The following is a 22,113-nucleotide window of genomic DNA, read 5'->3' as shown; positions in this document are numbered from 1 at the left end:
TACGCTCGACAGCGAGCGGTGCATTCGAAACGACGTTCCATGGCTCTGGAAAGCGCGAAGTATAGGAGCGTGCTTCCCTGCCATCCGTTACCGAAAACTTTCCGCTCATTAGGGTTGCTAACGCGTCCGTCGAGCCGGCTGCTCGGGCCGGTGCGGATTACAGTGGGGACGTCGAAATAATGCGTTACAGATCCGAAGGGAGCGTAGGGCACGCGTAACCTGAAACCGTTCTTGCGCTGGTATCGTCAAATGGTCGGCTTCCGCTACCTGCGTAGCACCATTTGGAGAATTGATCATGATCGAATTTCTTTCACCGGCGATTCTTGCGGCTGTCTTACGCGCGAGCTCATCGCCGATCTTTTCAGCACGTCTGGCGACGGCGTCGATGCGCACGTTGCGCGACGTGTCCGGCAGCACGGTGAGCGCAGCGCAAGGCAGGGCGGTGGACCGTTCCGCAGGCACGCAGGAGGGCGCACGCCGTGCCTGATCCGTCGACCTTCATGCTGAATTCGATCACCGATATGCAGTTGACGGCAGATGGTCAATATCTGCTGATACACGGCAATCAACCCACGGCGGCACTCCACCGTTCGGTGCTCAATGACCTGCTGGTGGCGCTCCCGAACGCAATCGAGCACGCCGACCGCGTGCTTCATGACAATCAGGAGATGGGCTTCGCGCTGCACTGCCAGGGGTGGGAAGTCGGCAGACTGAACGGCATGGAAATGGTGGTGATCCGGTTCCGTCTATCCGGTAGCGCGGGGCTATCGTTTTCTTTGCCTGCAGACCAGATTCCGTATCTGCTGCAGGCGCTGGGTGGCGCAGCGGGCGCGGCAGGCGTGGCGGATTCCCGCTCTAACGACGTCACGCTCCAATAGCGCCGCGCGCACTCCCCGCTGTTCATCCTGACGCACGTCAGGGTTTCCGTTCGCCTTGATGCGTCTGTCATCCTTTCCGAAACTTATCTGTTTTGATACTACGCGGTGTATTTCGACGCCTACGCTTAAGGCCTGTCGTTTCGTTCATGCTGGGTACGGCCGGATGCGTGCCGCTTGCCGGATATGCACAATTAGTCGGCGCGTCTGCGGTCCCGGAACCGCTCGACGGCGTCTGGAGCCTGCGGCTTGAGCCGCAACTGACCGAGCAGCCCTTACGGGCGGGAGACAAGCCCGCTACGTCGGTCATCGGCGATTCGATGACCACCACGACCGACACGGACGTTTCGCTGAAGGGGCACGCGCAACTGCGGCGGTACGCGTCGATCGTCAAGGGCGATGCGCTGCACTACGACGTCGATAGCGATAAGGCCGACGCTTACGGGCAGGTGCAACTGGTCGACAATGGCAATGTGTTCGACGGACCAGACGCACATTATTACGTCGAGGCGAATGAAGGCTACATCAGCGTGCCCAAGTACCGGTTTCATCTGACTGGAGGCTGGGGCAGCGCTCAACGCGCGGATCTGGTCGATAACGAGCGCACTGTCGTTCATCACGGTACGTATAGCACCTGTCAATGCGAGTCGGATCCCGCGTGGTATCTGAAGGCCTCCGAATTTGACATCGATAGCGGCAACGACGAGGGGATCGCGCACAATAGCGTGCTGTTTTTCCAGGGTGTGCCGCTGCTTGCGAGTCCGTGGTTATCGTTTCCATTGTCCGGCGCGCGGCGCAGCGGCATCCTGCCGCCGACGTTCTCGATGAGTTCGACCAATGGCGTCGACGTTTCGGTGCCGTACTACTTCAACCTCGCACCGAACTACGATCTCACCCTGACGCCTCGCATCATGTCGAAAAGAGGGGAGATGTTGACGGCGGACTACCGCTATCTCCAGCCGAACGATTCGGGGTCGATTTCGGTCGCGTGGCTGCCGCACGACGCGATCACCAAAACCGATCGCTACTCGATCTCGCTGAATCAGAACTGGAATCTCGGCTCGGGCTTTGCCGCCTACGTCAACTACAACCGGGTCTCGGACTCGACGGTGGTGACCGATCTTGCGTCGGGTGTCGCGTTTCCGACGGGTTCCACCACGCTGTATCAGCAGGAAGCGGGTCTGACTTACACAAGCGGGCCGTGGAGTGTGCTGGCTCGCGAGCAGCGTTGGCAGGCTTTCTCGAGCGACTCGACCTATAACCGCGAACCGCAGGTCAATGTCCGTTATGCGCGCTACAACGTAGGGGGCTTCGACTTTGGCGCCGAAGCGGATGCGACGCGCTTCACGATCTCGTCGGCCGATGCGACGCAAGGCAGCCGTTTCGTTTTCAACCCTTACGTAAGTTATCCGATCGAGCGTCCGGGCTGGTTCATCACGCCGAAGCTCGCATGGCATTTCGCCGCGTATGACCTGACGTCGATCGGAACGGATGCACCCGCCGGACAGCCGAAGACGTTCAACGTCAACGTGCCGACATTCAGCTTCGATTCGGGCATGCGCTTCGAACGAAGCGTGCGGCTCTTCGGGCAGTCGTACATCCAGACGCTCGAACCGCGGCTGTTCTATGTGTACACGCTTTACCGCAACCAGTCGTTCGCGCCGTTGTTCGATACGGCGACGGCCGATTTCGGACTAGCGGAACTGTTCATGCCCAACAGCTTCGTTGGCAATGACCGGGTGTCCGATTCCAACCGCATCACGGCTGCACTGACTTCGCGTTTCATCGATCCTTCGAGCGGCGACGAGCGGGCCCGTTTCGTCCTTGCGGAGCAGTACGACTTTCGCACGCCGCGCGTGACCCTCAACACAGACGACGCAATTGGCACCGTTGCGCGCACGAGTGTGATCGGCGGCGCGTCGTACAAGCTGGGTCCGGGCTTCTCAGCGGAACAGGCCGTGGAGTACAGTCAGGCCAACCACTACCTCACGCATGCGGAAGCCGGCTTTGGCTGGGCGCCGGCCGCACGGCAGGTGTTGAATGTCGCGTATCGCTACACGCGCGCCAACAGCACGCTCGACTATCAACCGGTCAATCAGTTCATCGTGTCCGAGCAATGGCCACTATCGCACAACGTGGTCAGTGTCGCGCGTGTCAATTACGACATGAGCGCCCATCGGCTGATCGCAGGCTTGCTGGGGCTTCAGTACGACGCGGATTGCTGGTCGCTCGGTGTCGCGTTCGAGAAGTACACCAACGCCACCAGTTCGACCACGTCGCCCAGCACCGGCACGCGTGTGTTGATGCAACTCCAGCTCAAAGGCTTTTCGCAGGTCGATAACGGTTTGCTCAATCAGTTTCGCGCGAACGTGCCGGGTTATACGCCGGCGACAACGGAAAGCGCACCGACATCCCGGTTTAGCGATTATCCGTAACGGGCGCCGGCAATGGCGTGGCGGTGCGGGTACTAGTTGTGGTTCTGTGAGAACAGCGTTTCGAGCGGGTAGTGGCTCTTCACGAACGGCGATTTGATGATCACGTAGCTGAAGTACTTCTCGATGCCGATATCGCGCTCCAGCAGACCTTCGACGATGCTCTGATAGTGGCTCACGCTGCGCGTGACGAACTTCAGCAGATAGTCATAACCGCCGCTCGCCAGATGGCACTCGACGATCTCGTCGACGTCGCGGATCGCGTTGACGAACTTGATGAAGTCTTCCCGCCGATGATCGGCGAGCGTGACTTCGGTAAACACGATCTGCACGTCGCCGAGCTTTTCGAGCTGGATCTGCGCACCGTAGCCGATGATGTAGCCGGCTTTCTCCAGACGCTTGACGCGGATCAGGCAAGGACTGGGCGAAAGGCCGACCGCGTCGGCAAGCTCGACGTTGGTTATGCGGCCTTTCTTCTGCAACTGTGAAAGTATGCGCAGGTCAATCCGGTCCAGCTTGCAGTCGCTGCTCATCGTAACGTTATCGCTCCGGCGATGGATGAATGGGTCTCTAAGAATCCTCTACTCTAGCACGCAGCGACATGGCTTTTGTCCCTAAGCGCGGCCCTGACATCGGCTTGCGCGAGAACGTCGTCGAGAGTCTTTTCGAGTCTCTCGAACATCAGATCGAACTCCGCCTCGGTGTACGACAGCGCCGGTGCAAAGCCGAGAATATTGTCGCCAAACGCGCGGAAGATCAGGCGGTTTTCATACGCGGCGGCAGCAATCCGATCGGATAGTTTCAACGAGGGATCGAAACCCGCTTTGCTGTTTTTATCCGCGACGAGTTCGAGCGCGCCGAGCAGGCCACGGTGGCGCGAGTCGCCGACCAGCGGATGGGCGAGCAGCGCATCCAGGCCCCGGGCGAAACGCGGGGCGCGCGCCACGCCGTTGGCGAGCAGGCCACCTTCGTGATACAGCCGCATGACTTCGAGGCCGATCGCCGCGCTAACCGGATGCGCCGAGTACGTGTGACCATGACCGACGATCGCTTCGGCGTCGCCATCGGCGATGCCCTGGTAGATTTCGTCGGACATCAGCACCGCGCCCATCGGCGCATAGCCGGCGGTCAGGCCCTTTGCCACGGTCATCAGATCCGGTTCGACGTTTTCGGCCTGGCACGCAAACAGCGGACCGGTGCGGCCGAAGCCGGTGATGACCTCGTCGGCGACGAACAGAATGCCGAGCTTGCGGCAGGCTTCGCGCATCGCTTTCAGCCAGCCGACCGGCGGCACGATCACGCCACCCGAGCCCTGAATCGGTTCGCAGAAGAAGGCCGCGACATGATCCGCGCCGAGCTCCGCCACCTTCGCTTCGAGGGCAGCGACCGAGGCGGCGATCAGCGCGGCGTCGTCGGCGAAATGATTGCGGTACGTGTACGGCGATGGCAGATGATGCTGGGTCGGTAACGGCAGATCGAAGTTCCGATGGAACGCCGGCAATGCGGTGAGGCCTGCGCCCATCGACGATGAACCGTGATAGCCGCGCTGCAACGCGATGATGTGTTTCTTCGACGGCCGCCCCGTCGCGTTGAAGTAATGCGTGATGAAACGAATGGCGGAGTCGACTGCGTCCGAGCCGCCGAGCGTGAAGTAAACGTGTTGCAGCGAAGCGGGCGACGCCTCGACCAGCTTCTCCGCCAGTTCGATCGCCGGCGCCGAGCCGAAGTGAAAATAGCCGGTCGCGTAGGGCAGTTTCTTCATCTGCTCGGTGGCGGCCTCGACGATGCTCTGCTGGCCGTAGCCCACGTTCACGCACCACAGGCCGGAGAATGCGTCGAGCAGTTCGTTGCCTGCCGCGTCGCGCAGAAACGCGCCGCTGGCGGATTCGAGGACAGTGACGCCACGGGCTTCGTGCACGCGGTAGTTGATGACCGGGTGAATCAGATGTTTGCGGTCGGCTTCGATAAGCGAATGAATCGGCATGGTGGTTTCTCGTCGCGGAAGAGGGCTGTTGACCGTTCCATACTACTGACCTGCGACGATTGCCCGCTCAGCTAAACAATTGCCTGAAAAGCGCGCGCGACGCGTTTTGCTGCACGTGCTTAGCATTTTCTGCTGCGGACACTGAAAAGCGGACGCGGCCCCGCCATGTCGCGCTCAATGCGGCTTCAATATCCCTGCGTCCGGTCGATTTGACCGACCATCGGCAGGCCTTCGCGATGCCGGCGCAGATTCTCGAGCACCACGTCGACGGCGGTTTCGGGCCGCGTCGCGCTGGCGATATGCGGGGTGATCCGCACGCGCGGATGCGTCCACAGCGGATGACCGGCGGGCAAGGGCTCGGGGTCGGTGACGTCGAGAATCGCGTTCTGCAACTGGCCGCTGTCCAGCGCCGCAAGCAGGTCCTGCTGATTCAGATGCGGACCGCGTCCCGTCTGGATCAGCGACGCACCGCGCGGCAGCTTCGCGAATAACTCAGCGTCGAGCAGGCCGCGTGTGGCGGGCGTCAGCGGCAGCAGGCAGATCAGAATATCGGTGCGGGCGAGAAAATCGTCGAGGGCGCTTTCGCCCGCATAGCAATCGGCACCGTCGATCGCGCGCGGCGAGCGGCTCCATCCCGCGCATGCGAAGCCGAACAGACGCAGCCGCTCCAGCACCGCGGTGCCGAGCACGCCCAGTCCCAGCACGCCGATCCGGCGTTCGCTCGCGGGCTTCAGCGGCTGTTCCCGCCAGACCTGCTGCTGTTGCTGAAGACCGTAGTCGAACAGATCGCGATGAATCGTCAGCACGGCCTGCGTGACGTATTCCACCATCCCTTCGACAATCCCCGGTTCGATCATCCGCACGACCGGCACATGCGCCGGCACGCCCGACAGGTCGAACTGATCGATGCCCGCCCCGACCGAAAACACGACTTCGAGATTCGGGAAGGTGCGAGTGGGATCGTCAGGCGGCTGCCAGGCGGCGAGGTAGCGGATTGCCGCCGGGTCGCCGAGATCGGGCCAGATATGAAACGGCAAGTCCGGCGCTTTTTGCGCGAACAGCTTGGCCCATTGCGCGCCGCGCGCCGGGTCGGCTTTATAAAGGAAGGCCATGATGAATCAGCAGATCGCCTGGTTGATGATGCCGAACTGCTGATAAGCGGCGTCCTTGCCAAGGCCGGTTGTGTTGGTCGCGCCGTCCGGCGCGGCATGACGGACCATTTTGACGACCGTATCCACGCGCGGCAGCCCCAGCTGTTCCAGCCACTCAGTCAGCCCGCTCTCGCCCGGCGTATCGATCCGCACGAACACGCCTTCGTTGAGCGCCAGCCAATGGCTGATCAACGCCTTGGCGCGGCTCGAATCCGCCGACGCGGGCGTGACCACCGGTCCGATCGCAAAACCCCGGCCGAAGCGGCGAAACAGGGCGAAGCCGACGAGTTCGCCGTCGCGGTCGAGCGCGATGCCGTCGGCGGCGCTCAACAACGCGGGCAACACTTCGCTGCGGTCCAGCCCGCTCGCCTGCGACGCCAGTTCCACCAGCCGCGCCGTGTCGCTCGAACCGAGCGGGCGCAGACGCTCGCCCGGCGGCAGCGAGACGAGGGGCGGCTGAAACGCCGCGCCCTGATGCTGGTCGAGCGTGCCGAGCGCGCGAAAGCCGAGCTTTTCGTACAACGGCTGGCCCGCTACGGTGGCATGGAGGAACGTGACCCGGCTGCCGAGTTCTTCAAGCACCAGCTCCATCAACTTCCTGCCGATGCCGCGCCCTTGCTGTGCGGGCGACACGATCACCATCCCCAGCGAGGCCCGGTCCGCCCCGAACTTCCAGCACAACGCCGTGCCGATCACTCCGCTCGCGTCTTCCGCGACGAAACCGATGCCGAGTTGCGCGACGAATCTCCAGTCGTCCGCGCGATGCGGCCATTTCAGTTCGATCGTGAGCGCGTGCGCGGCGGCGATATCGTCGTTGGTGAAGCGTCTATAGGTGATCGGTTCGGACACGCCGTACTCCCTGAATGGCTGAAGACTTACGCCGTCACTTTGTCATCCGGCGCGCAGTGTGACTAGGACGATCTTTTTATCACGGGCGTTCGCAAGCTCCGCAGCGAAGTTCGATACAAAACGCTCGGTCCGGGCGTTCATAACAGGCGTGTTCTGCTGAACGGGGATTTTTGTCGGCGACATATGCCGCGCTCGCGGCCCTACGATTTCGTTATGCCGGCGGCGTGGTTCACATGCGATGCCCGGGCCCATCAGCAAGCCACTCAGGAAACCTTTCTCATGGACAGTTTCAATCCGGACGACGTCGCGATTCGCAGCGGGCATTTCATCGGCGGCCAATATGTCGACGAAGACGAAGGCGCGCGCAGCGGTGATCGTCGCATCAAGGTGGCGCGCCCCTCGGACGGCGTGATCTACGCATCCGTGCCGCTCGCCGGCGCTGAAATGGTGGATCGCGCGGTCGAGAATGCGTGGCAGGCGTTCCGAACCAGCGGCTGGGCGCGGATGGCGCCGCGCGAGCGCGCCAAAATCCTGCGCCGTTTCGCCGATCTGGTCGAAGTCGACGCGACGACGCTGGGCCGCCTGGAAGCGCTCGGCTCGACCCGCCCGATCAGCCAGGCGATCGGCTGGGACGTGCCGTTCACGGCCGAGGGCATCCGTTTCTACGCGGAGTTCGCCGACAAGCTGGGCGGCGACGTGGCCGCGACCGATCACGATCATCTCGGCATGACGATCGCCGAGCCGTACGGTGTGATCGGCGCGATTGCGCCGTGGAATTTCCCGCTCGTGATGGCGTCGTGGAAGATCGCACCCGCGCTGGCGGCGGGCAACGCGGTTGTGCTCAAGCCGTCCGAAATGACGCCGTTTTCGGCTCTGCGGCTTGCTGAACTGGCCGTGAAGGCGGGCGTGCCGGCCGGCATCTTCAACGTGGTGCAGGGCGACGGGCGCGTGACCGGCGACGAGCTGGTGCGTCATCCGAAGATCAGCAAGGTCACCTTCACCGGCTCCACGCGCACGGGCGCCGCGATCATGGCGGCCTGTGCCGGCAGCGGCACGAAGCCGGTCACGCTGGAACTGGGCGGCAAGAGTCCGCAAATCGTTTTCGCCGACGCCCCGCGCCTCGACGACGTGGCGCGCCGCATTGCCGGCGCGATCACCGGCAATGCCGGACAGGTCTGCGTGGCGGGCTCGCGGCTGCTGGTGGAGCGAAGCCTGGCGGAACCGCTGGCCGAGCGCATCGGCAAGATTTTCGCCGAACTGAAGCCCGGTGCGACGTGGACGGCGGGCACTACGCTGTCGCCGATTATTTCCGCGCCGCAGGCGGCGCGTATCGAAGGCATTGTCGGGCGCACGCTGGACGCGGGCGCGACGCTGCGCTATGGCGGTGTGCGGGCCGACGGCGGGGCCGCTGGTGCGTTAGCCGGCGCGTTCTACACGCCGACGCTGCTCACGGACGTCACGGCCCACTCCGAGGCCGTGCGCGAGGAAGTGTTCGGCCCGGTGCTGACACTGCAAACCTTCGACTCTGAAGAAGAAGCGCTCGCGCTCGCCCAGCATCCCGAGTACGGTCTCGCCGCGGGCGTGCACACCGCCGACCTCGGCCGCGCGCTGCGCTTCGTGCGCGGCCTCGAGGCCGGCACCGTGTGGGTCAACCGCTACGGCCGCACCTCCGACTTCATGATCCCCACGGGCGGCTACAAGCGCTCCGGCATCGGCAAGGACCTCGGCCGCCAGGCTTACGAGGCGAATCTGCGCTTCAAGAGCGTGCTGATCGATCTGCGGCCCTGACGGTTGCCCCGAGGGGTTTCCCTGGGCGAGCCACCAGGCCAGCACGGACGGACCTTTCCGCCCGGCCGCCGCAGACTCTGCTGCGCGACGGCCTCAAAACGAATGTTTTGTGTCACCGGCGGCGTTCGAATCAGGAACATCTATGTTTTTGCGCTGATTAAATCTTTCACAGGAATGAGCTTTAGCTGTTTTCGCCACTGAACTCGCAGCGAGTTCATCTCAACGATAGGACTGACACCATGATCGAATTCGAACCGAAATACATCACCTTCGACTGCTATGGCACCCTCACGAAGTTCCGCATGGCCGACATGACCCGCGCGATGTTCGGCCACGTGCTGAACGCCGAAGATCTGGAGAAACTCGTCGCGTTCTACGCAGGCTATCGCCGCGACGAAGTGCTCGGCGCATGGAAGCCGTATCGCGACGTGGTCGTCAACGCGTTGCGCCGTGCCTGCAAGCGCATGAACGTCGAGTTCGATGAAGTGGAAGCAGAGAAGATCTACACGGCCGTGCCGACCTGGGGTCCGCACCCGGACGTGCCGGAAGGTCTCTCGCGTCTGGCGAAAAAGTACAAGCTGGTGATCCTGTCGAACGCTTCGAACAACCAGATCCAGAGCAACGTCGACAAGCTCGGCGCACCGTTTCACGCGGTCTTCACGGCCGAGCAGGCGCAGTCGTACAAGCCGCGCATGCAAGGCTTCGAATACATGTTCGACCAGCTCAACTGCAATCCGGAAGACGTGCTGCACGTGTCGTCGAGCCTGCGCTACGACCTGATGACCGTGCATGACATGGGAGTCAAGCACAAGGCCTTCGTCAATCGCGGCCACGAACCGTCAACGCCGTACTACCAATACTACGAAGTCAACGACATTCCGCATCTCGCCGCGGAACTCGGCCTGTAAGTGCTGTTTGTACTTCCACCGCCTCGCTCATTGCCTGATCAAGGACAGACCGGATGAAGCTCGACTCCTATTGGCTCGACACTGCGCCGCCGCTGCTCTCGGCGTGTGAAGGTCCGGTCGACGGCCAGACCGATGTGGTCGTGATCGGCGGCGGCTTCACCGGGCTGTCGGCGGCCCAGGCGCTCGGGCGGCGCGGCGCATCGGTGACGGTGCTCGACGCCGGGCGCATCGGCGGCGGCGCATCCGGCCGTAACGGCGGGCAGGTCAATACCGGCGTCGCGCAGGATTTCGTCGCGCTGGTCGCGCAACTCGGGGTGGAGCGGGCGAGCGCATGTTATCGCGCGTATTCGGATGCGGTCGACACTGTCGAGCGTCTGATTCGCGAAGAAAACATCGATTGCAATTATGTGGCCACCGGCAAGCTGAAACTGGCGTCGAAGCCGCATCACCTGGCGCATCTGGAGAAAACCGCGGAGCTGATCCGGCGCGAAGTCGATACGGATATCGAACTGATCGGCCGTGAGCGGATTCGCAGCGAAATCCAGTCGGACAGTTTCCACGGCGGGCTGCTGCAACGGCATGGCGGGCAGATGCATATGGGCAAATTCACGGTCGGTCTTGCCGATGCCGCGGTCCGCCGCGGCGCGAAGCTCTACGAGAACGCCGCGGTCTCGGCGATCGTGAAAGAGGGCAGCGGCGGATTCCGAGTTGCCTCGGCGCGCGGCGAAGTGCGCGCGAAGCAGGTGCTGATCGCCACCGGACCGTCGCGGCATGGGCCGTTCGGCTGGTACCGGCGCCGTCTCGCACCGGTCGGTTCGTTTATCGTCGTGACCGAGCCGCTGCCGCCGGAACTGCTGGCGCAGGTGTTTCCGAACCGGCGCGCGTACACCACCACGCGCCTGATGCACAACTACTTCCGCGTGACGCCCGATTCACGCCTGCTGTTCGGCGGCCGTGCGCGCTTCACGGCGTCCGAGCGGCCGTCCGACGCGAAGAGCGGCCGGATTCTGCAGCAAGGTCTCGCCGGGATGTTCCCGATGCTGGCGAACGCCCGCATCGACTACTGCTGGGGCGGTCTGGTGGATATGACCGCCGATCGTCTGCCGCATGCCGGCCAGCATGACGGCATTTACTTCTCGATGGGCTATAGCGGCCACGGCACGCAGATGTCGACGCACATGGGCCAGGTGATGGCCGACGTGATGGACGGCCACGAAGAGCGCAATCCGTGGCGCGCCTCCGAGTGGCCGGCCATTCCGGGCCACACCGGCAAACCCTGGTTCCTGCCGCTCGTTGGGACGTATTACCGCATCAAAGACATTTTTTATTGAGTCCTCGTTGTTTTATTAGTCAGTCAAAACCAAGCACACATCCCTGCCAACCCTCGCGGAGAATCGTTCGATGAATAAGGAAAACTCGCAACATGGCGCTGTCCAACTCGACACCGGGTTGGAGCAGTTGACGGCCAAAGGCGCCTCGCGGCGCGACGTGCTGCGCGCGATGGCCGCCGCCGGCATGATGTCGATGACGGGCGCCGGCTTGCTCACCGCGAGTGGCGCGGCGTTTGCTCAAGCCAAGCCGAAGCAGGGCGGCAAGATCCGGGTGGCGACGCAGTCCGCGTCCGCAGCCGATACGGTCGATCCCGCGAAGGGCGCGCTCGGCACCGACTACGTCCGTTGCAACATGTTCTACAACGGCCTGACCGAGCTCGATTCGCATCTCGGCGCAAAGATGGCGCTCGCGCAATCGCTGGAAACGAAAGATGCGACGGTGTGGGTCGCCAAGCTGCGCACCGGCGTGCAGTTCCACGACGGCAAGGCGCTCACGCCCGCTGACGTGGTGTATTCGATCATGCGGCACAAGGATCCGGCGACCGCATCGAAAGCGAAGACGCTGGCCGATCAGATCAAGGAAGTGAAGGTGACAGGCCCGAACGAAGTGACGATCACGCTCGAAGGTCCGAACGCCGATCTGCCGGTGATTCTCGCCACTTCGCATTTCCTCATCATCAAGGACGGCACCACGGACTTCAAAACGGCGGTCGGCACCGGCCCGTTCAAGGTCAAGGAATTCTCGCCGGGCGTGCGCACGGTCGGCGTGAAGAACGAGAAGTACTGGAAGCCGGGCATGCCGCATCTCGACGAAGTCGAGTTGATCGGCATCGGCGACGAATCCGCGCGTGTGAACGCGCTGCTCTCGGGCGACGTGCAGCTGATCAACGCGGTGAGCCCGCGCTCGACTACCCAGATCAAGGGCGCCGGCGGTTTCGCCGTGCTGGAGACGAAGACGGGCCAGTACACCGACCTGGTTGTTCGCGACGAAGGCGGCATTACCGGCAACGACGATTTTCGTCGAGGCATGATGTACCTGCAGGATCGCGAGCAGATGCGCCGCGCGATCTTCCAGGGTTACGGCGCGATCGGCAACGACCAGCCAATCGACCCGACCAACAAGTACTACCTGGCCGGATTGCCGCAGCGCACCTTCGATCTGGACAAGGCGAAGTTCCATTTCCAGAAGGCCAAGGTCGGCAGCACGCCGATCCAGATTTTCGCGTCGCCGGCGGCGGAAGGCTCGGTTGAAATGGCGATGTTCCTGCAGCAGGTGGCGCCGCAAGCGGGCCTGAATCTGCAGGTGTCGCGCGTGCCGGCCGACGGCTACTGGTCGAACCACTGGATGAAGCATCCGCTGGGCTTCGGCTCGGTCAATGCGCGTCCTAGCGCCGACGTGCTGTTCACGCAGTTCTTCAAGTCCGACGCGCCGTGGAACGAAGCGAACTGGAAGAGCCCGAAGTTCGACCAGATGCTGGTCGCGGCCCGCGGCGAACCGGACGACGCCAAGCGCAAGAAGATCTACGGCGACATGCAGGTGCTGGTGCATGAAACGGGCGGCATCGGCATTCCGATTTTCCAGAGCTCGCTCGATGCGTACACGACGAAACTCAAGGGCCTCGGCTCGATTCCGCTCGCGGGTCTGATGGGTTTCATGTTCGCGGAAAACGTCTGGCTCGAGGCATGAGTTTTGACACCTGAGCTGCATGAAGGAAGGGTTTCCAGTCTGACGAACTGGAAAGTCAAACCCGGCAGTACGCACGCCAACTTTGTTGGCGTGCGGTTTTAACCGCAAATATCTTGCATGGGACCAGAGTAAGTGCTTTGCATGGGACCAGAGTAACGCGCTAAAGCGCGAACTCTGGCCGACAGCTAAAGCGCCAACTCTGGTCGACATAGGAGGCGACTCTCGATGAAAGCACACGCGCAACGACTCATCGCCGCGCGCCTCGGCCTCGCGCTGCTGACGCTGCTGCTGGTCTCGGCGATCGTGTTCGCCATCACCGGCCTGCTTCCCGGCGATGCCGCTCAACAGGCGCTCGGCCAGGCGGCGACGCCCGAAGCCGTGGCGGCATTGCGGCATCAGTTCGGACTCGACCAGCCGGCGTTGCAACGCTACTTCGAGTGGCTCGTTCATATTGTCAGCGGCAATTTCGGCACCTCGTTGTCGAACAACCTGCCGGTCAGCCAGCTGATCGCCACGCGCCTGCCCAACTCGCTGGTGCTCGCCGGGCTGACGTCGCTGGTCTCGGTGCCGGTCGCGTTGCTGATCGGCATTTCGTCGGCGATGTTCCGCGGCTCGCTGCTCGACCGCGCACTCAATGTGCTGACTTTGTCGACGGTCGCCGTGCCGGAATTCCTGGTCGCGACGATCGCCGTGCTGATCTTCGCCGTCAAGCTGCGATGGCTGCCCGCGCTGTCCTATCTCTCGGAAGTGCATTCGTTCGGCGCCTTGCTGCGGATCTACGCGATGCCTGTGATGACGCTGTGCTGCGTGATCGTCGCGCAGATGGCGCGTATGACGCGTGCCGCGATGCTCGATCAGCTCAATTCGTCGTACGTGGAAATGGCCGTGCTCAAGGGTGCCTCGCCGGTGCGCGTGGTGCTGCGGCATGTGCTGCCCAACACCATCGGTCCGATCGCCAACGCGGTGGCCATGAGCCTGTCGTATCTGTTCGGCGGCGTGGTGATCGTCGAGTCGATTTTCAACTATCCCGGTCTCGCGAGCCTGATGGTCGATGCCGTCACGAACCGCGACCTGCCGCTCGTTCAGGGATGCGTGATGGTGTTCTGCGCGGCGTATCTCGCGCTCGTGCTGATCGCGGACCTGTGTCAAATCGTATCCAACCCGAGGCTGCGTCAATGATGAGCCGACCTACCAACCCCCACGTGCCTCACGCCGGCACGGAACTGTACGACGTGAGCCGCGACGAGCTCGTCGTCGAGCCGCCGGTAGCAGACGCGGCAGCGCTGCAACAAGGCGTGTTCAAACGGCTGGTTCACCGCTTCTCCGTGCTGGGCCTGATCGGCCTCGCGCTGGTGGCCTTCTGGCTGATCGTTGCGTTCATCGGGCCGCTGGTCGCGCCGTACAAAGGCGGTGCGCTCACGTCGACGGAGATTTTCGGCACCTACAGCGCGGCCTATCCGCTCGGCACCGACTATCTCGGCCGCGACATGCTGAGCCGGATTCTCTACGGCGCGCGCTACACAGTCGGCCTCGCGCTGGCGGCGGCCGTGCTTGCCAGCGTGATCGGCACGTTTTTCGGTCTGCTGGCGGCCGTGTCCGGACGCTGGGTCGACGAGATCCTGAGCCGCCTGTTCGACGCGCTCATTTCGATTCCGAGCAAGATACTCGCGCTTGTCGTGATTGCCGCGTTCGGTTCGTCGATCCCGATGCTGACGACCGTCGCCGCGCTGGCCTATATTCCCGGCGCCTTCCGTATTTCGCGCTCGCTGGCGGTGAACCTGATGGGCCTCGAATACGTGCAGGTGGCGCGAGCGCGCGGCGAGGGGATCTTCTACATCGCGCGTGTCGAAGTGCTGCCGAACATGATCCATCCGATGCTCACCGATTTCGGCCTGCGCTTCGTGTTCATCGTCCTGCTGCTCAGCGGGCTGAGTTTCCTCGGCCTCGGCGTGCAACCGCCGAACGCCGACTGGGGTTCGCTGGTGCGCGAAAACATCGGCGGCTTGTCCGAGGGCGCACCTGCCGTATTGATGCCGGCCGTCGCGATCGCGACGCTGACCATCGGCATGAATCTGCTGATCGACAACCTGCGGCGCCGTGGCCGTGGTCAAGGAGGTGCGTGATGGCGGCTCACGACATGATTGAAGTGAAGGGCCTGCGAGTCGTCGCGGGTGCGGCGCCGGGTCCCGTGACCGAGATCGTCAAGGGTGTCGATTTTTCGGTGAAGAAGGGTGAGGTGCTCGCGCTGATCGGCGAGTCCGGTTCGGGCAAGACGACCGTCGCGTTGTCGCTGCTCGGCTATGCGCGAGCCGGTTGTTCGATCAGCGGCGGTTCGGTGCGAGTCGGCGACGTGGAGGTGCTGTCGCTCGACGCGAACGGCCGTCGCGCGTTGCGGGCGCGGACGGTGGCGTATGTCGCGCAGAGCGCGTCGGCCGGTTTCAACCCGGCGCGCACGATCATGGATCAGGTCACCGAGCCGGCCTTGCTGCATCACCTGATGACAAAAGACGCCGCGCGCGCCAAGGCGATCGACCTGTTCCGCACGCTGACGCTACCCGCGCCGCAGACGATCGGTGATCGCTATCCGCACCAGGTGTCGGGCGGCCAGTTACAGCGGCTGATGGCCGCGATGGCGCTGATTACCGATCCGGCCGTCGTCGTGTTCGACGAGCCGACCACCGCGCTCGACGTCACCACGCAGATCGAAGTGCTCGCGGCGTTCAAGAAAGTGGTGCGCGAACTCGGCACGACCGCCGTGTATGTCTCGCACGATCTCGCGGTGGTCGCGCAAATGGCCGACCGCATTGTCGTGTTGAACGGCGGCGCGGTGAAGGAGAACGGCGCGGTCGCGCAAGTGCTCGACGCGCCCGTCGATGCCTACACGCGCCAACTGCTCGCCGCAACGCGCCGCCCGGAAATGGAGTTCGACACGCTGGCCGATAAAACCGGCCGCGTGCTGCCGCCGCTGCTCGAAATTCGCGGCCTCGCGGCGGGTTACGGAAGGCTGGACAGCGAGGGCGTACCCGCGGTGCGGGTGCTCGACGACGTCAGTCTGTCGATCCCGCGCGGCCGCACGCTCGGTGTGATCGGCGAATCCGGCTCCGGCAAGACGACGCTGGCGCGGGTGGTGGCGGGCCTCGTCGATCGCGCTCGCGGCGAGGTTCTGTTCAACGGCAAGCCGCTGCCCGCGCAACTGTCGCAGCGCACGCCGGAACAGTACCGGCAGATCCAGATCGTGTTTCAGAACGCCGACACCGCGCTGAACCCGAGCCATTCGATCGCCGATATCCTCGGCCGGCCGCTCGCGTTTTATCACCACCTGAGTGGCTCGGCCGCAAAGAAACGCATGCTGGAACTGCTCGATCTCGTCAAGCTGCCGGCATCGATCGCGACGCGCACGCCTGCCGGTCTGTCCGGCGGTCAGAAGCAGCGCGTGAATCTGGCGCGCGCACTCGCCGCCGATCCGGCGTTGATCCTGTGCGACGAGGTGACCTCCGCGCTCGATACCGTGGTCGGCGCGGCGATCCTCGACTTGCTGGGTGAACTGCGGCGCGAGATCGGCGTGTCGTACATGTTCATCAGCCACGATATCTCGACCGTGCGCGCGATCTGCGACGAAGTGATCGTGCTGTACGCGGGGCGTCGCGTGGAAGCCGGGCAGCGCGACGTGCTCGCGGCGCCGCCGTATCACCCGTACACGGAGCTGCTGGTCGATTCCGTTCCTGCGCTTAAGCCCGGCTGGCTCGACGCGCGCCGCGAGATTGGCGCGGCCGCTTTGCCGCCGCTGGGGCCGAATGCCGACATTCCCGAGTTGTGCTCGTTCAGCGCGCGCTGTCCGGTGCGAATCGACGGAATGTGCAATCTGACGCCGCCGTCGCTGAAGAAGCTGCCTTCGGGCGCGGAGATTCTTTGCCATCATCCGGTGGCCGAATTGAACCGCTTGCAAACCGCAGAGGCGACCCCGGCATGAACGGACGATTTGTACGGGTCGCGGAGACGGGCCGCAAGACCTTTCCGATCACGGTGGACGGCGTCGTGCAGCAGGCCGCCGAGGGCGACACGCTGATGGTCGCGCTGCTGACCGGCGTGACGACGTTGCGCGATTCCGAATTCGGCGACGGCCGCCGTGCCGGTTTTTGTCTGATGGGCGCATGCCAGGACTGCTGGGTCTGGACGACGGCAGGCGAGCGTATTCGCGCTTGCAGTACGCCCGCCGTGCCGGGGATGTCGATCGTCACGAAACTGGCCGCTGCCGGGGAGGGTGTATGGCCCCGCGTGTAGTCATCATCGGCACCGGGCCGGCGGGTGTGCGCGCGGCGCAGGCGCTGGTCGAAGCGGGGCTGCGGCCCACGGTCATCGACGAAGGGCGGCGCGACGGCGGCCAGATCTACCGGCGGCAACCGGAAGGGTTTTCGCGCAGCTACGAGACGCTATACGGCACCGAGGCCGCGCGTGCCGCTGCATTGCATCAGAGCTTCGATGCGCTCAAGGGCAAGCTCGACTATCTGCCGGAGACATTGGTCTGGAACATCACGCCGAACACCGTGCATCTGGTGAGCGGGACGCAGTACCGGACGCTCGCGTTCGATTCTCTTATCGTTTGCAGCGGCGCGACGGATCGGCTGATGCCGGTCAAGGGCTGGCATCTCGCCGGCACTTACAGCCTGGGCGGCGCGCAGGTCGCGCTGAAATCGCAGGGCTGTGCGATCGGCGCACGCACCGTGATGATGGGCAGCGGCCCGCTGCTGTATCTCGTCGCCGCGCAATACGTGAAGGCAGGCGCGCAGGTAGCCGCGGTGCTCGATACGTCGACGTTCATCCAGCGCGTTGCCGCGTTGCCCCGCCTGCTGGCGATTCCTTCCGCGCTCCGAAAGGGTATTGCGTTGACACGCGTACTGGCGCAGGCGCGTGTGCCGGTTCATCGCGGGGTGCAGCCGATCGAAATCAAGGGTTCGCCGCAAGACGGCGTGAGCGGCGTCGAAGTCGCGTTGCGCAGCGGCGAGCGCTTCGAGGTCGCGTGCGAGGCCGTCGCGCTCGGTTATCACCTGCGTCCCGAAACACAGCTTGCGGACCTCGCGGGTTGCCGGTTTCTGTTCGACGACAGCACTCAGCAATGGCTGCCGCAAATCGACACGGACGGCCGCAGCAGCCTGAAGGGCATCTACCTGGCGGGCGATGGCGCACGGGTTCGCGGCGCGGATGCCGCTGAACGTTCGGGCCGTCTTGCAGCGCTCGCGGCGATGCACGACCACGGCATGCGAGTCGAGGGTGTCGAGCGCTTGCGCGCGGAACTCGCCCGCTTCACGCGCTTTGCCGCGGGTTTGCGGGAAGCCTTTCCGTGGCCGGCGAAATTCGCCGCGTCGATCCCGGACGACACGATCGTCTGCCGCTGCGAGGCGATTACCGCGGGCGAATTGCGCCGCGTTGTGCGTGAGACCGGCGCGCAGGAGGCCAATCGCGCGAAGGCGTTTTCGCGCGTCGGCATGGGGCGCTGCCAGGGACGCTATTGCGGCCACGCGGGCGCTGAGGTTATCGCGGCGGCGGCGTCGGTGCCGTTGTCCTCGGTGGGACGGCTGCGCGGGCAGGCGCCTGTCAAGCCGTTGCCCGTGGCGCTTGTCGAGGAGGTGAGCGAATGAGCGCGACGAACGCAACGAACGCAACCGAGGCCGATGTGATCGTGATCGGCGGCGGCATCATGGGGACGAGCACCGCATTCTTCCTGCGTCAGCGCAACCGTTCGGTGATTCTGCTCGAACGTGGACTCACCGGGCAACAGGCGAGCGGTGTGAACTTCGGCGGGATTCGCCGGCAAGGCCGCGCGCTGCCGCAACTGGCGATGGCGAACCGCGCGCTGCGGACCTGGCACCGCTCCGCGGCGCTGCTCGGCGAGGACATCGAGTTCCTGCCGTCGGGCCATACGCGCGTGTGCTACCACCAGAAGGACGTGGAGAATTTCGACCAGTACGCGATCGACGCGCGCGCGTATGGTCTCGAGCTCGAAGTGCTGCACGGCGAAGCGATGTTCCGGCGCTTTCCGTTCCTCGGGCGCGAGGTGCTGGCGGCGTCGATTTCGCCGCTCGACGGCCACGCGAACCCGCGTCTCGCCGCGCCGGCGTTCGGCCGGGCGGCTGCACGTCTGGGCGCGCGGATCGTGGAGAACACGGAGATCGTCCGGGTCGAAAAGGACGGTGACCGGTTTCGCGTGGAGAGCGCGCGCGGCGACGTCTATCGCGCGGCGCAACTGGTGATCTGCGCAGGCGCCTGGGCGAACCGGCTTAGCGAGCAGTTCGGCGAATCCGTGCCGCTGACCGCCAGCGGGCCGCAAATGGCCGTCACGGAGCCTGTGCCGTATGTGTTCAGGTCGTCGATGGGGGTCTTCACGTCGGTGAAGGAAGAGAGCATCTATTTCCGCCAGATTCCGCGCGGCAACATCATTCTCGGCGGCGGTCCCGGTGGCCCGGCGGATGCCGCCACGTCTCGCGCTTCGGTCGTGCCGCGCAACACCGTGCGTCAACTGGCGCAGCTGCGCCGCCTCGTGCCCGCGATGGCGCCGCTGCATGTGATTCGCGTCTGGAGCGGCGTGGAGAGTTATCTGCCCGACGGCGAGCCGGTGATCGGACCGAGCAGCAAGGTGGACGGCCTGTACTACGCGTTCGGCTTCTGCGGCTCGGGTTTCCAGATCGGCCCGGGGGTAGGCGAGACGCTGGCCGAACTGGCCGACACAGGCAGCACGCCGATTCCGCTCGACGCGTTTTCCATCGCGCGTTTTGCGAAGCGCCCGGCCGCCCATTCCGAAATCGCGACGTCATGAAACAGTCCATCACGCTCAATGCTGCCCGGGCATTTATCGAAGCTCATTTCGCGGAGCCGGTGACGCTCGCGCAGCTTGCCGAGCTGTCCGCCCTCAGCGTTTCGCGGTTTGCGACCGTGTTCCGCCAGCAGTACGGATCGTCGCCGTACCGGTATCTGTGCGGCCTGCGGATTCAACGCGCGCAGACGTTGTTGCTCGAAGGCGTGCCCGGATCCGTCGTCGCGACCGAGGTCGGCTTCTTCGATCAGAGCCACTTCGGCCGCCATTTCAAACGATGCTGCGGAATGACGCCCAGCATGTTTATCGAGCGCGCGGCGGCGAACACGGCGACGCATGGCGGCATGCAGTCCGTGCCCAGCACAAAACGGGGGACGAGAGCAGCGGCGCCAGTTGCGCCGATGAATGCCGAGCGCTCAGTCGAGCACCAGTCCGGCTTTTTTTAGCGCGGCGCGGATGCCGAGCGCCGGGTGCGTGCGATCGACCTTGTGCATATCCGCCCGCGTTTCTTCGATGATCCAGTCGCGCAAGCTTGCCACGATCGGCCGCATCGGCCGATTGGGTGGCGACACGACACAGAAGCGCCGGTTCGTCACGATGATTTCGTTTTCGGCCGGCAACAGCGCGCCTTCGCACAACCAGTGCGCCACCACGTTGAGCCAGCCGAGCGCGACGCCCTGGCCGAGCAAGGCGGCCTGTACGACGATTGCGTAGTCGTTGAAACTCAGCATGTGCGCCGCACGCCGCCGATGTTCCGCGAACGCCGTAAAGCGCTCGTGCCAGCCGCGTTCTTCGTCGTCCATGACGATCACCGTGTCGCCTTTTTCGCGGCCGGCATCCTGCTGCATCTGTACGTAATAGCGAGGGTTGCATACGGGCAGCAGCGTCTCGGGCATCACGAGCGCGCTGTTGGCGTCGAATTCCTCGTCCTTCAGGAAGCGCATGCCGAGATCGACGTCGACGAGCGGGCCGCCGATACGCCCTGAAATCAGCTGGAAGCGCAGATCGATCGACGGGAACGCCTGATTGAGGCGGTTCAGCCGCGGCATCAGCCAGTGCGTGGTGAACGCTGTGGATACCGATAGCGTGACGGTTTCCACACCGGTGGCGCGCGCTTCGATTTCGCGGATCGCGTCTTCTATTCCTCCAAATCCGTCACTGATCTTGCGGTAGAGGATCTTGCCGTTTTCCGTCAGTTCAATCCCGCCGCGCACGCGCTCGAACAACTGCACGCCGAGATGATCCTCCATGCGCGCGAGCATTCTGCTGACAGCCGGTTGACTGACGTACAACTCCTGCGCGGCGCGCGTGAAATTGCCACAACGGGCGGCGGCTTCGAAGACGAACAATGCGTTCGCGCTGGGTAGTTTTCTGCGGAGACTGGGCATAACTTCATGTTATGCCAGGTCCAACAATTAGGGAATTGCTGTCAATAAGATCGCCCCGTATATTTTTGTGAAACGCGCGGTAGTGCGGTGCGTCATTCACTGAACATGACTTACGGACTTCAAAGGATTACGAAATGAAACTGACTCAATTCAAGGTTCTGACTTTCGACGTCGTCGGTACGCTGATCGACTTTGAAACCGGGGTTCTCGCCTCGGTGCGCCGGCTTGGCGGCAACGCGGCAAAGGATCTGACCGATGACCAGATCTTTCAGCCCTACATGCGTGGCCGCGAAAAACATCCGGGCCGTTCGAGTAAGGAGATGGCGAATGTTTATTTGTCGCTCGCAAAAGAGTTGGCCCTGCCCGGCGATGCACAAACCGCCGCGGCGTTCCAGCGCGATGTGCTCGATTGGCCCGCATTCAGCGATTCCGTCGACGCGCTCAAACGCCTGCGCAAACACTTTCGCCTGGTGGCCATGACGAACGCCGACCGCGTGGCGCTTTCGTCCTATGCCTATACGCTCGGCGATCCGTTCGACGACACGGTGACGTGCGACGAGACCGGTGTCGCCAAACCCGATCCGCAATTCTTTGCGTACAACCGTGGGCGCCAAGCGGCGTTCGGCTACAAGTTCGGCGAGATCCTGCATACGGCGCAGAGCCAGTACCACGACATCGGCGTGGCAACCGGGCTGGGTTATTCGACGTGCTGGATCGAACGCCGGCAGGGTATGAAGGGTTTCGGCGCGACGCCGACGCCTTCTGAGGTCGCGACGCCGACGTTCAAGTTCGCGACAATGGCGGCGCTTGCTGATGCGGTCGAGGCGGAAGCGCGGGGCGCTTGATTACCCGATGTGGCCGGCGTGCGTGGGACGATCGCCGGTTCGTCAGGGCTGGATACCGCGCGTCGGC

Annotated in this window: 20 protein-coding genes; 15 read left to right on the top strand and 5 right to left on the bottom strand. The window is 63.8% G+C overall.

Annotated features, from left to right (window positions below; all coding sequences use genetic code 11):
• The first annotated feature begins 295 nt into the window (after window positions 1-295).
• The 3 genes from WN982_RS31705 (at window position 296) to WN982_RS31695 (ending at window position 3,310) form a co-directional block, all read left to right on the top strand.
• Window positions 296-487 carry a hypothetical protein gene (locus tag WN982_RS31705; RefSeq protein ID WP_341315985.1) on the top strand — a complete coding sequence of 64 codons (192 nt, stop codon included), beginning with the start codon at window positions 296-298 and terminating at the stop codon, window positions 485-487.
• On the top strand, window positions 480-878 hold the full coding sequence (locus tag WN982_RS31700) for a hypothetical protein (protein ID WP_341315984.1): 399 nt from the start codon (window positions 480-482) through the stop codon (window positions 876-878). Before WN982_RS31705 ends, WN982_RS31700 begins: the two co-directional genes overlap by 8 nt.
• Window positions 879-1,024: 146 nt before the next feature.
• Window positions 1,025-3,310, top strand: coding sequence for an LPS-assembly protein LptD (locus WN982_RS31695; protein ID WP_341315983.1), 2,286 nt, complete (start codon window positions 1,025-1,027; stop codon window positions 3,308-3,310).
• 32 nt (window positions 3,311-3,342) lie between these two features.
• Here WN982_RS31695 and WN982_RS31690 read toward each other — a convergent pair whose 3' ends face one another.
• The 4 genes from WN982_RS31690 to WN982_RS31675 all read right to left on the bottom strand — a co-directional run bounded on the left by WN982_RS31690 (window position 3,343) and on the right by WN982_RS31675 (window position 7,291).
• Window positions 3,343-3,840, bottom strand: coding sequence for a winged helix-turn-helix transcriptional regulator (locus tag WN982_RS31690; protein WP_111934233.1), 498 nt, complete (start codon window positions 3,838-3,840; stop codon window positions 3,343-3,345).
• Between the two features lie 53 nt (window positions 3,841-3,893).
• Entirely contained in the window at window positions 3,894-5,291 is a 1,398-nt protein-coding gene (locus WN982_RS31685; protein ID WP_341315982.1) for an aspartate aminotransferase family protein, read from the bottom strand.
• Between the two features lie 185 nt (window positions 5,292-5,476).
• Complete coding sequence (locus WN982_RS31680; RefSeq protein WP_341315981.1) at window positions 5,477-6,403, bottom strand: glyoxylate/hydroxypyruvate reductase A; 927 nt, start codon at window positions 6,401-6,403, stop codon at window positions 5,477-5,479.
• Window positions 6,404-6,409: 6 nt separating this feature from the next.
• Window positions 6,410-7,291 (bottom strand): GNAT family N-acetyltransferase, encoded by an 882-nt coding sequence (locus WN982_RS31675; RefSeq protein WP_341315980.1) that lies wholly within the window; start codon window positions 7,289-7,291, stop codon window positions 6,410-6,412.
• 279 nt (window positions 7,292-7,570) lie between these two features.
• On the opposite strand from WN982_RS31675, the gene WN982_RS31670 reads away from it, so the two are divergent.
• The 11 genes from WN982_RS31670 to WN982_RS31620 all read left to right on the top strand — a co-directional run bounded on the left by WN982_RS31670 (window position 7,571) and on the right by WN982_RS31620 (window position 20,259).
• Window positions 7,571-9,079 carry an aldehyde dehydrogenase family protein gene (locus WN982_RS31670; protein WP_341315979.1) on the top strand — a complete coding sequence of 503 codons (1,509 nt, stop codon included), beginning with the start codon at window positions 7,571-7,573 and terminating at the stop codon, window positions 9,077-9,079.
• A gap of 239 nt (window positions 9,080-9,318) precedes the next feature.
• Window positions 9,319-9,987: a haloacid dehalogenase type II gene (locus WN982_RS31665; RefSeq protein WP_341315978.1), complete on the top strand. Its 669-nt coding sequence runs from the start codon at window positions 9,319-9,321 to the stop codon at window positions 9,985-9,987.
• A 53-nt stretch (window positions 9,988-10,040) separates the two neighbouring features.
• A complete protein-coding gene (locus WN982_RS31660; RefSeq protein WP_341315977.1) occupies window positions 10,041-11,318 on the top strand; it encodes an FAD-binding oxidoreductase in 1,278 nt (425 codons plus the stop codon).
• A 70-nt stretch (window positions 11,319-11,388) separates the two neighbouring features.
• Complete coding sequence (locus WN982_RS31655) at window positions 11,389-13,005, top strand: ABC transporter substrate-binding protein (protein ID WP_341315976.1); 1,617 nt, start codon at window positions 11,389-11,391, stop codon at window positions 13,003-13,005.
• 225 nt (window positions 13,006-13,230) lie between these two features.
• Window positions 13,231-14,184 carry an ABC transporter permease gene (locus WN982_RS31650; protein WP_341315975.1) on the top strand — a complete coding sequence of 318 codons (954 nt, stop codon included), beginning with the start codon at window positions 13,231-13,233 and terminating at the stop codon, window positions 14,182-14,184.
• Window positions 14,181-15,128: an ABC transporter permease gene (locus WN982_RS31645; RefSeq protein ID WP_341315974.1), complete on the top strand. Its 948-nt coding sequence runs from the start codon at window positions 14,181-14,183 to the stop codon at window positions 15,126-15,128. Before WN982_RS31650 ends, WN982_RS31645 begins: the two co-directional genes overlap by 4 nt.
• The gene (locus tag WN982_RS31640) at window positions 15,128-16,975 is read left to right on the top strand and encodes an ABC transporter ATP-binding protein (protein ID WP_341315973.1); all 1,848 of its coding nucleotides are present in this window, start codon (window positions 15,128-15,130) and stop codon (window positions 16,973-16,975) included. The genes WN982_RS31645 and WN982_RS31640 overlap by 1 nt, the downstream gene beginning before the upstream one ends.
• Complete coding sequence (locus tag WN982_RS31635; RefSeq protein ID WP_341315972.1) at window positions 16,972-17,286, top strand: (2Fe-2S)-binding protein; 315 nt, start codon at window positions 16,972-16,974, stop codon at window positions 17,284-17,286. Before WN982_RS31640 ends, WN982_RS31635 begins: the two co-directional genes overlap by 4 nt.
• Window positions 17,271-18,641, top strand: coding sequence for an NAD(P)/FAD-dependent oxidoreductase (locus tag WN982_RS31630; RefSeq protein WP_341315971.1), 1,371 nt, complete (start codon window positions 17,271-17,273; stop codon window positions 18,639-18,641). Before WN982_RS31635 ends, WN982_RS31630 begins: the two co-directional genes overlap by 16 nt.
• A complete protein-coding gene (locus WN982_RS31625; protein ID WP_341315970.1) occupies window positions 18,638-19,816 on the top strand; it encodes an FAD-binding oxidoreductase in 1,179 nt (392 codons plus the stop codon). The genes WN982_RS31630 and WN982_RS31625 overlap by 4 nt, the downstream gene beginning before the upstream one ends.
• Complete coding sequence (locus WN982_RS31620) at window positions 19,813-20,259, top strand: AraC family transcriptional regulator (protein WP_341315969.1); 447 nt, start codon at window positions 19,813-19,815, stop codon at window positions 20,257-20,259. Before WN982_RS31625 ends, WN982_RS31620 begins: the two co-directional genes overlap by 4 nt.
• Here WN982_RS31620 and WN982_RS31615 read toward each other — a convergent pair.
• Entirely contained in the window at window positions 20,230-21,201 is a 972-nt protein-coding gene (locus tag WN982_RS31615; RefSeq protein ID WP_341315968.1) for a LysR family transcriptional regulator, read from the bottom strand. The two genes, WN982_RS31620 and WN982_RS31615, sit on opposite strands and share 30 nt — an antisense overlap.
• Window positions 21,202-21,335: 134 nt before the next feature.
• Here WN982_RS31615 and WN982_RS31610 point away from each other — a divergent pair, with 134 nt between their 5' ends.
• A complete protein-coding gene (locus WN982_RS31610) occupies window positions 21,336-22,046 on the top strand; it encodes an HAD-IA family hydrolase (protein ID WP_341315967.1) in 711 nt (236 codons plus the stop codon).
• The last annotated feature ends 67 nt before the right edge of the window (window positions 22,047-22,113 follow it).

Source organism: Paraburkholderia sp. IMGN_8, assembly GCF_038050405.1.
Lineage (GTDB): Bacteria > Pseudomonadota > Gammaproteobacteria > Burkholderiales > Burkholderiaceae > Paraburkholderia.
This window is presented reverse-complemented; position numbering and strand designations above follow the sequence as displayed.

Excerpts from the sequence above, each read along its gene's own strand:
- WN982_RS31705 (WP_341315985.1), top strand. The coding sequence starts at position 296 with ATGATCGAATTTCTTTCACCGGCGATTCTTGCGGCTGTCTTACGCGCG.
- WN982_RS31695 (WP_341315983.1), top strand. The coding sequence starts at position 1,025 with ATGCTGGGTACGGCCGGATGCGTGCCGCTTGCCGGATATGCACAATTA.
- WN982_RS31690 (WP_111934233.1), bottom strand. The coding sequence starts at position 3,840 with ATGAGCAGCGACTGCAAGCTGGACCGGATTGACCTGCGCATACTTTCA.
- WN982_RS31685 (WP_341315982.1), bottom strand. The coding sequence starts at position 5,291 with ATGCCGATTCATTCGCTTATCGAAGCCGACCGCAAACATCTGATTCAC.
- WN982_RS31680 (WP_341315981.1), bottom strand. The coding sequence starts at position 6,403 with ATGGCCTTCCTTTATAAAGCCGACCCGGCGCGCGGCGCGCAATGGGCC.
- WN982_RS31670 (WP_341315979.1), top strand. The coding sequence starts at position 7,571 with ATGGACAGTTTCAATCCGGACGACGTCGCGATTCGCAGCGGGCATTTC.
- WN982_RS31665 (WP_341315978.1), top strand. The coding sequence starts at position 9,319 with ATGATCGAATTCGAACCGAAATACATCACCTTCGACTGCTATGGCACC.
- WN982_RS31660 (WP_341315977.1), top strand. The coding sequence starts at position 10,041 with ATGAAGCTCGACTCCTATTGGCTCGACACTGCGCCGCCGCTGCTCTCG.
- WN982_RS31655 (WP_341315976.1), top strand. The coding sequence starts at position 11,389 with ATGAATAAGGAAAACTCGCAACATGGCGCTGTCCAACTCGACACCGGG.
- WN982_RS31650 (WP_341315975.1), top strand. The coding sequence starts at position 13,231 with ATGAAAGCACACGCGCAACGACTCATCGCCGCGCGCCTCGGCCTCGCG.
- WN982_RS31645 (WP_341315974.1), top strand. The coding sequence starts at position 14,181 with ATGATGAGCCGACCTACCAACCCCCACGTGCCTCACGCCGGCACGGAA.
- WN982_RS31640 (WP_341315973.1), top strand. The coding sequence starts at position 15,128 with ATGGCGGCTCACGACATGATTGAAGTGAAGGGCCTGCGAGTCGTCGCG.
- WN982_RS31635 (WP_341315972.1), top strand. The coding sequence starts at position 16,972 with ATGAACGGACGATTTGTACGGGTCGCGGAGACGGGCCGCAAGACCTTT.
- WN982_RS31630 (WP_341315971.1), top strand. The coding sequence starts at position 17,271 with ATGGCCCCGCGTGTAGTCATCATCGGCACCGGGCCGGCGGGTGTGCGC.
- WN982_RS31625 (WP_341315970.1), top strand. The coding sequence starts at position 18,638 with ATGAGCGCGACGAACGCAACGAACGCAACCGAGGCCGATGTGATCGTG.
- WN982_RS31620 (WP_341315969.1), top strand. The coding sequence starts at position 19,813 with ATGAAACAGTCCATCACGCTCAATGCTGCCCGGGCATTTATCGAAGCT.
- WN982_RS31615 (WP_341315968.1), bottom strand. The coding sequence starts at position 21,201 with ATGCCCAGTCTCCGCAGAAAACTACCCAGCGCGAACGCATTGTTCGTC.
- WN982_RS31610 (WP_341315967.1), top strand. The coding sequence starts at position 21,336 with ATGAAACTGACTCAATTCAAGGTTCTGACTTTCGACGTCGTCGGTACG.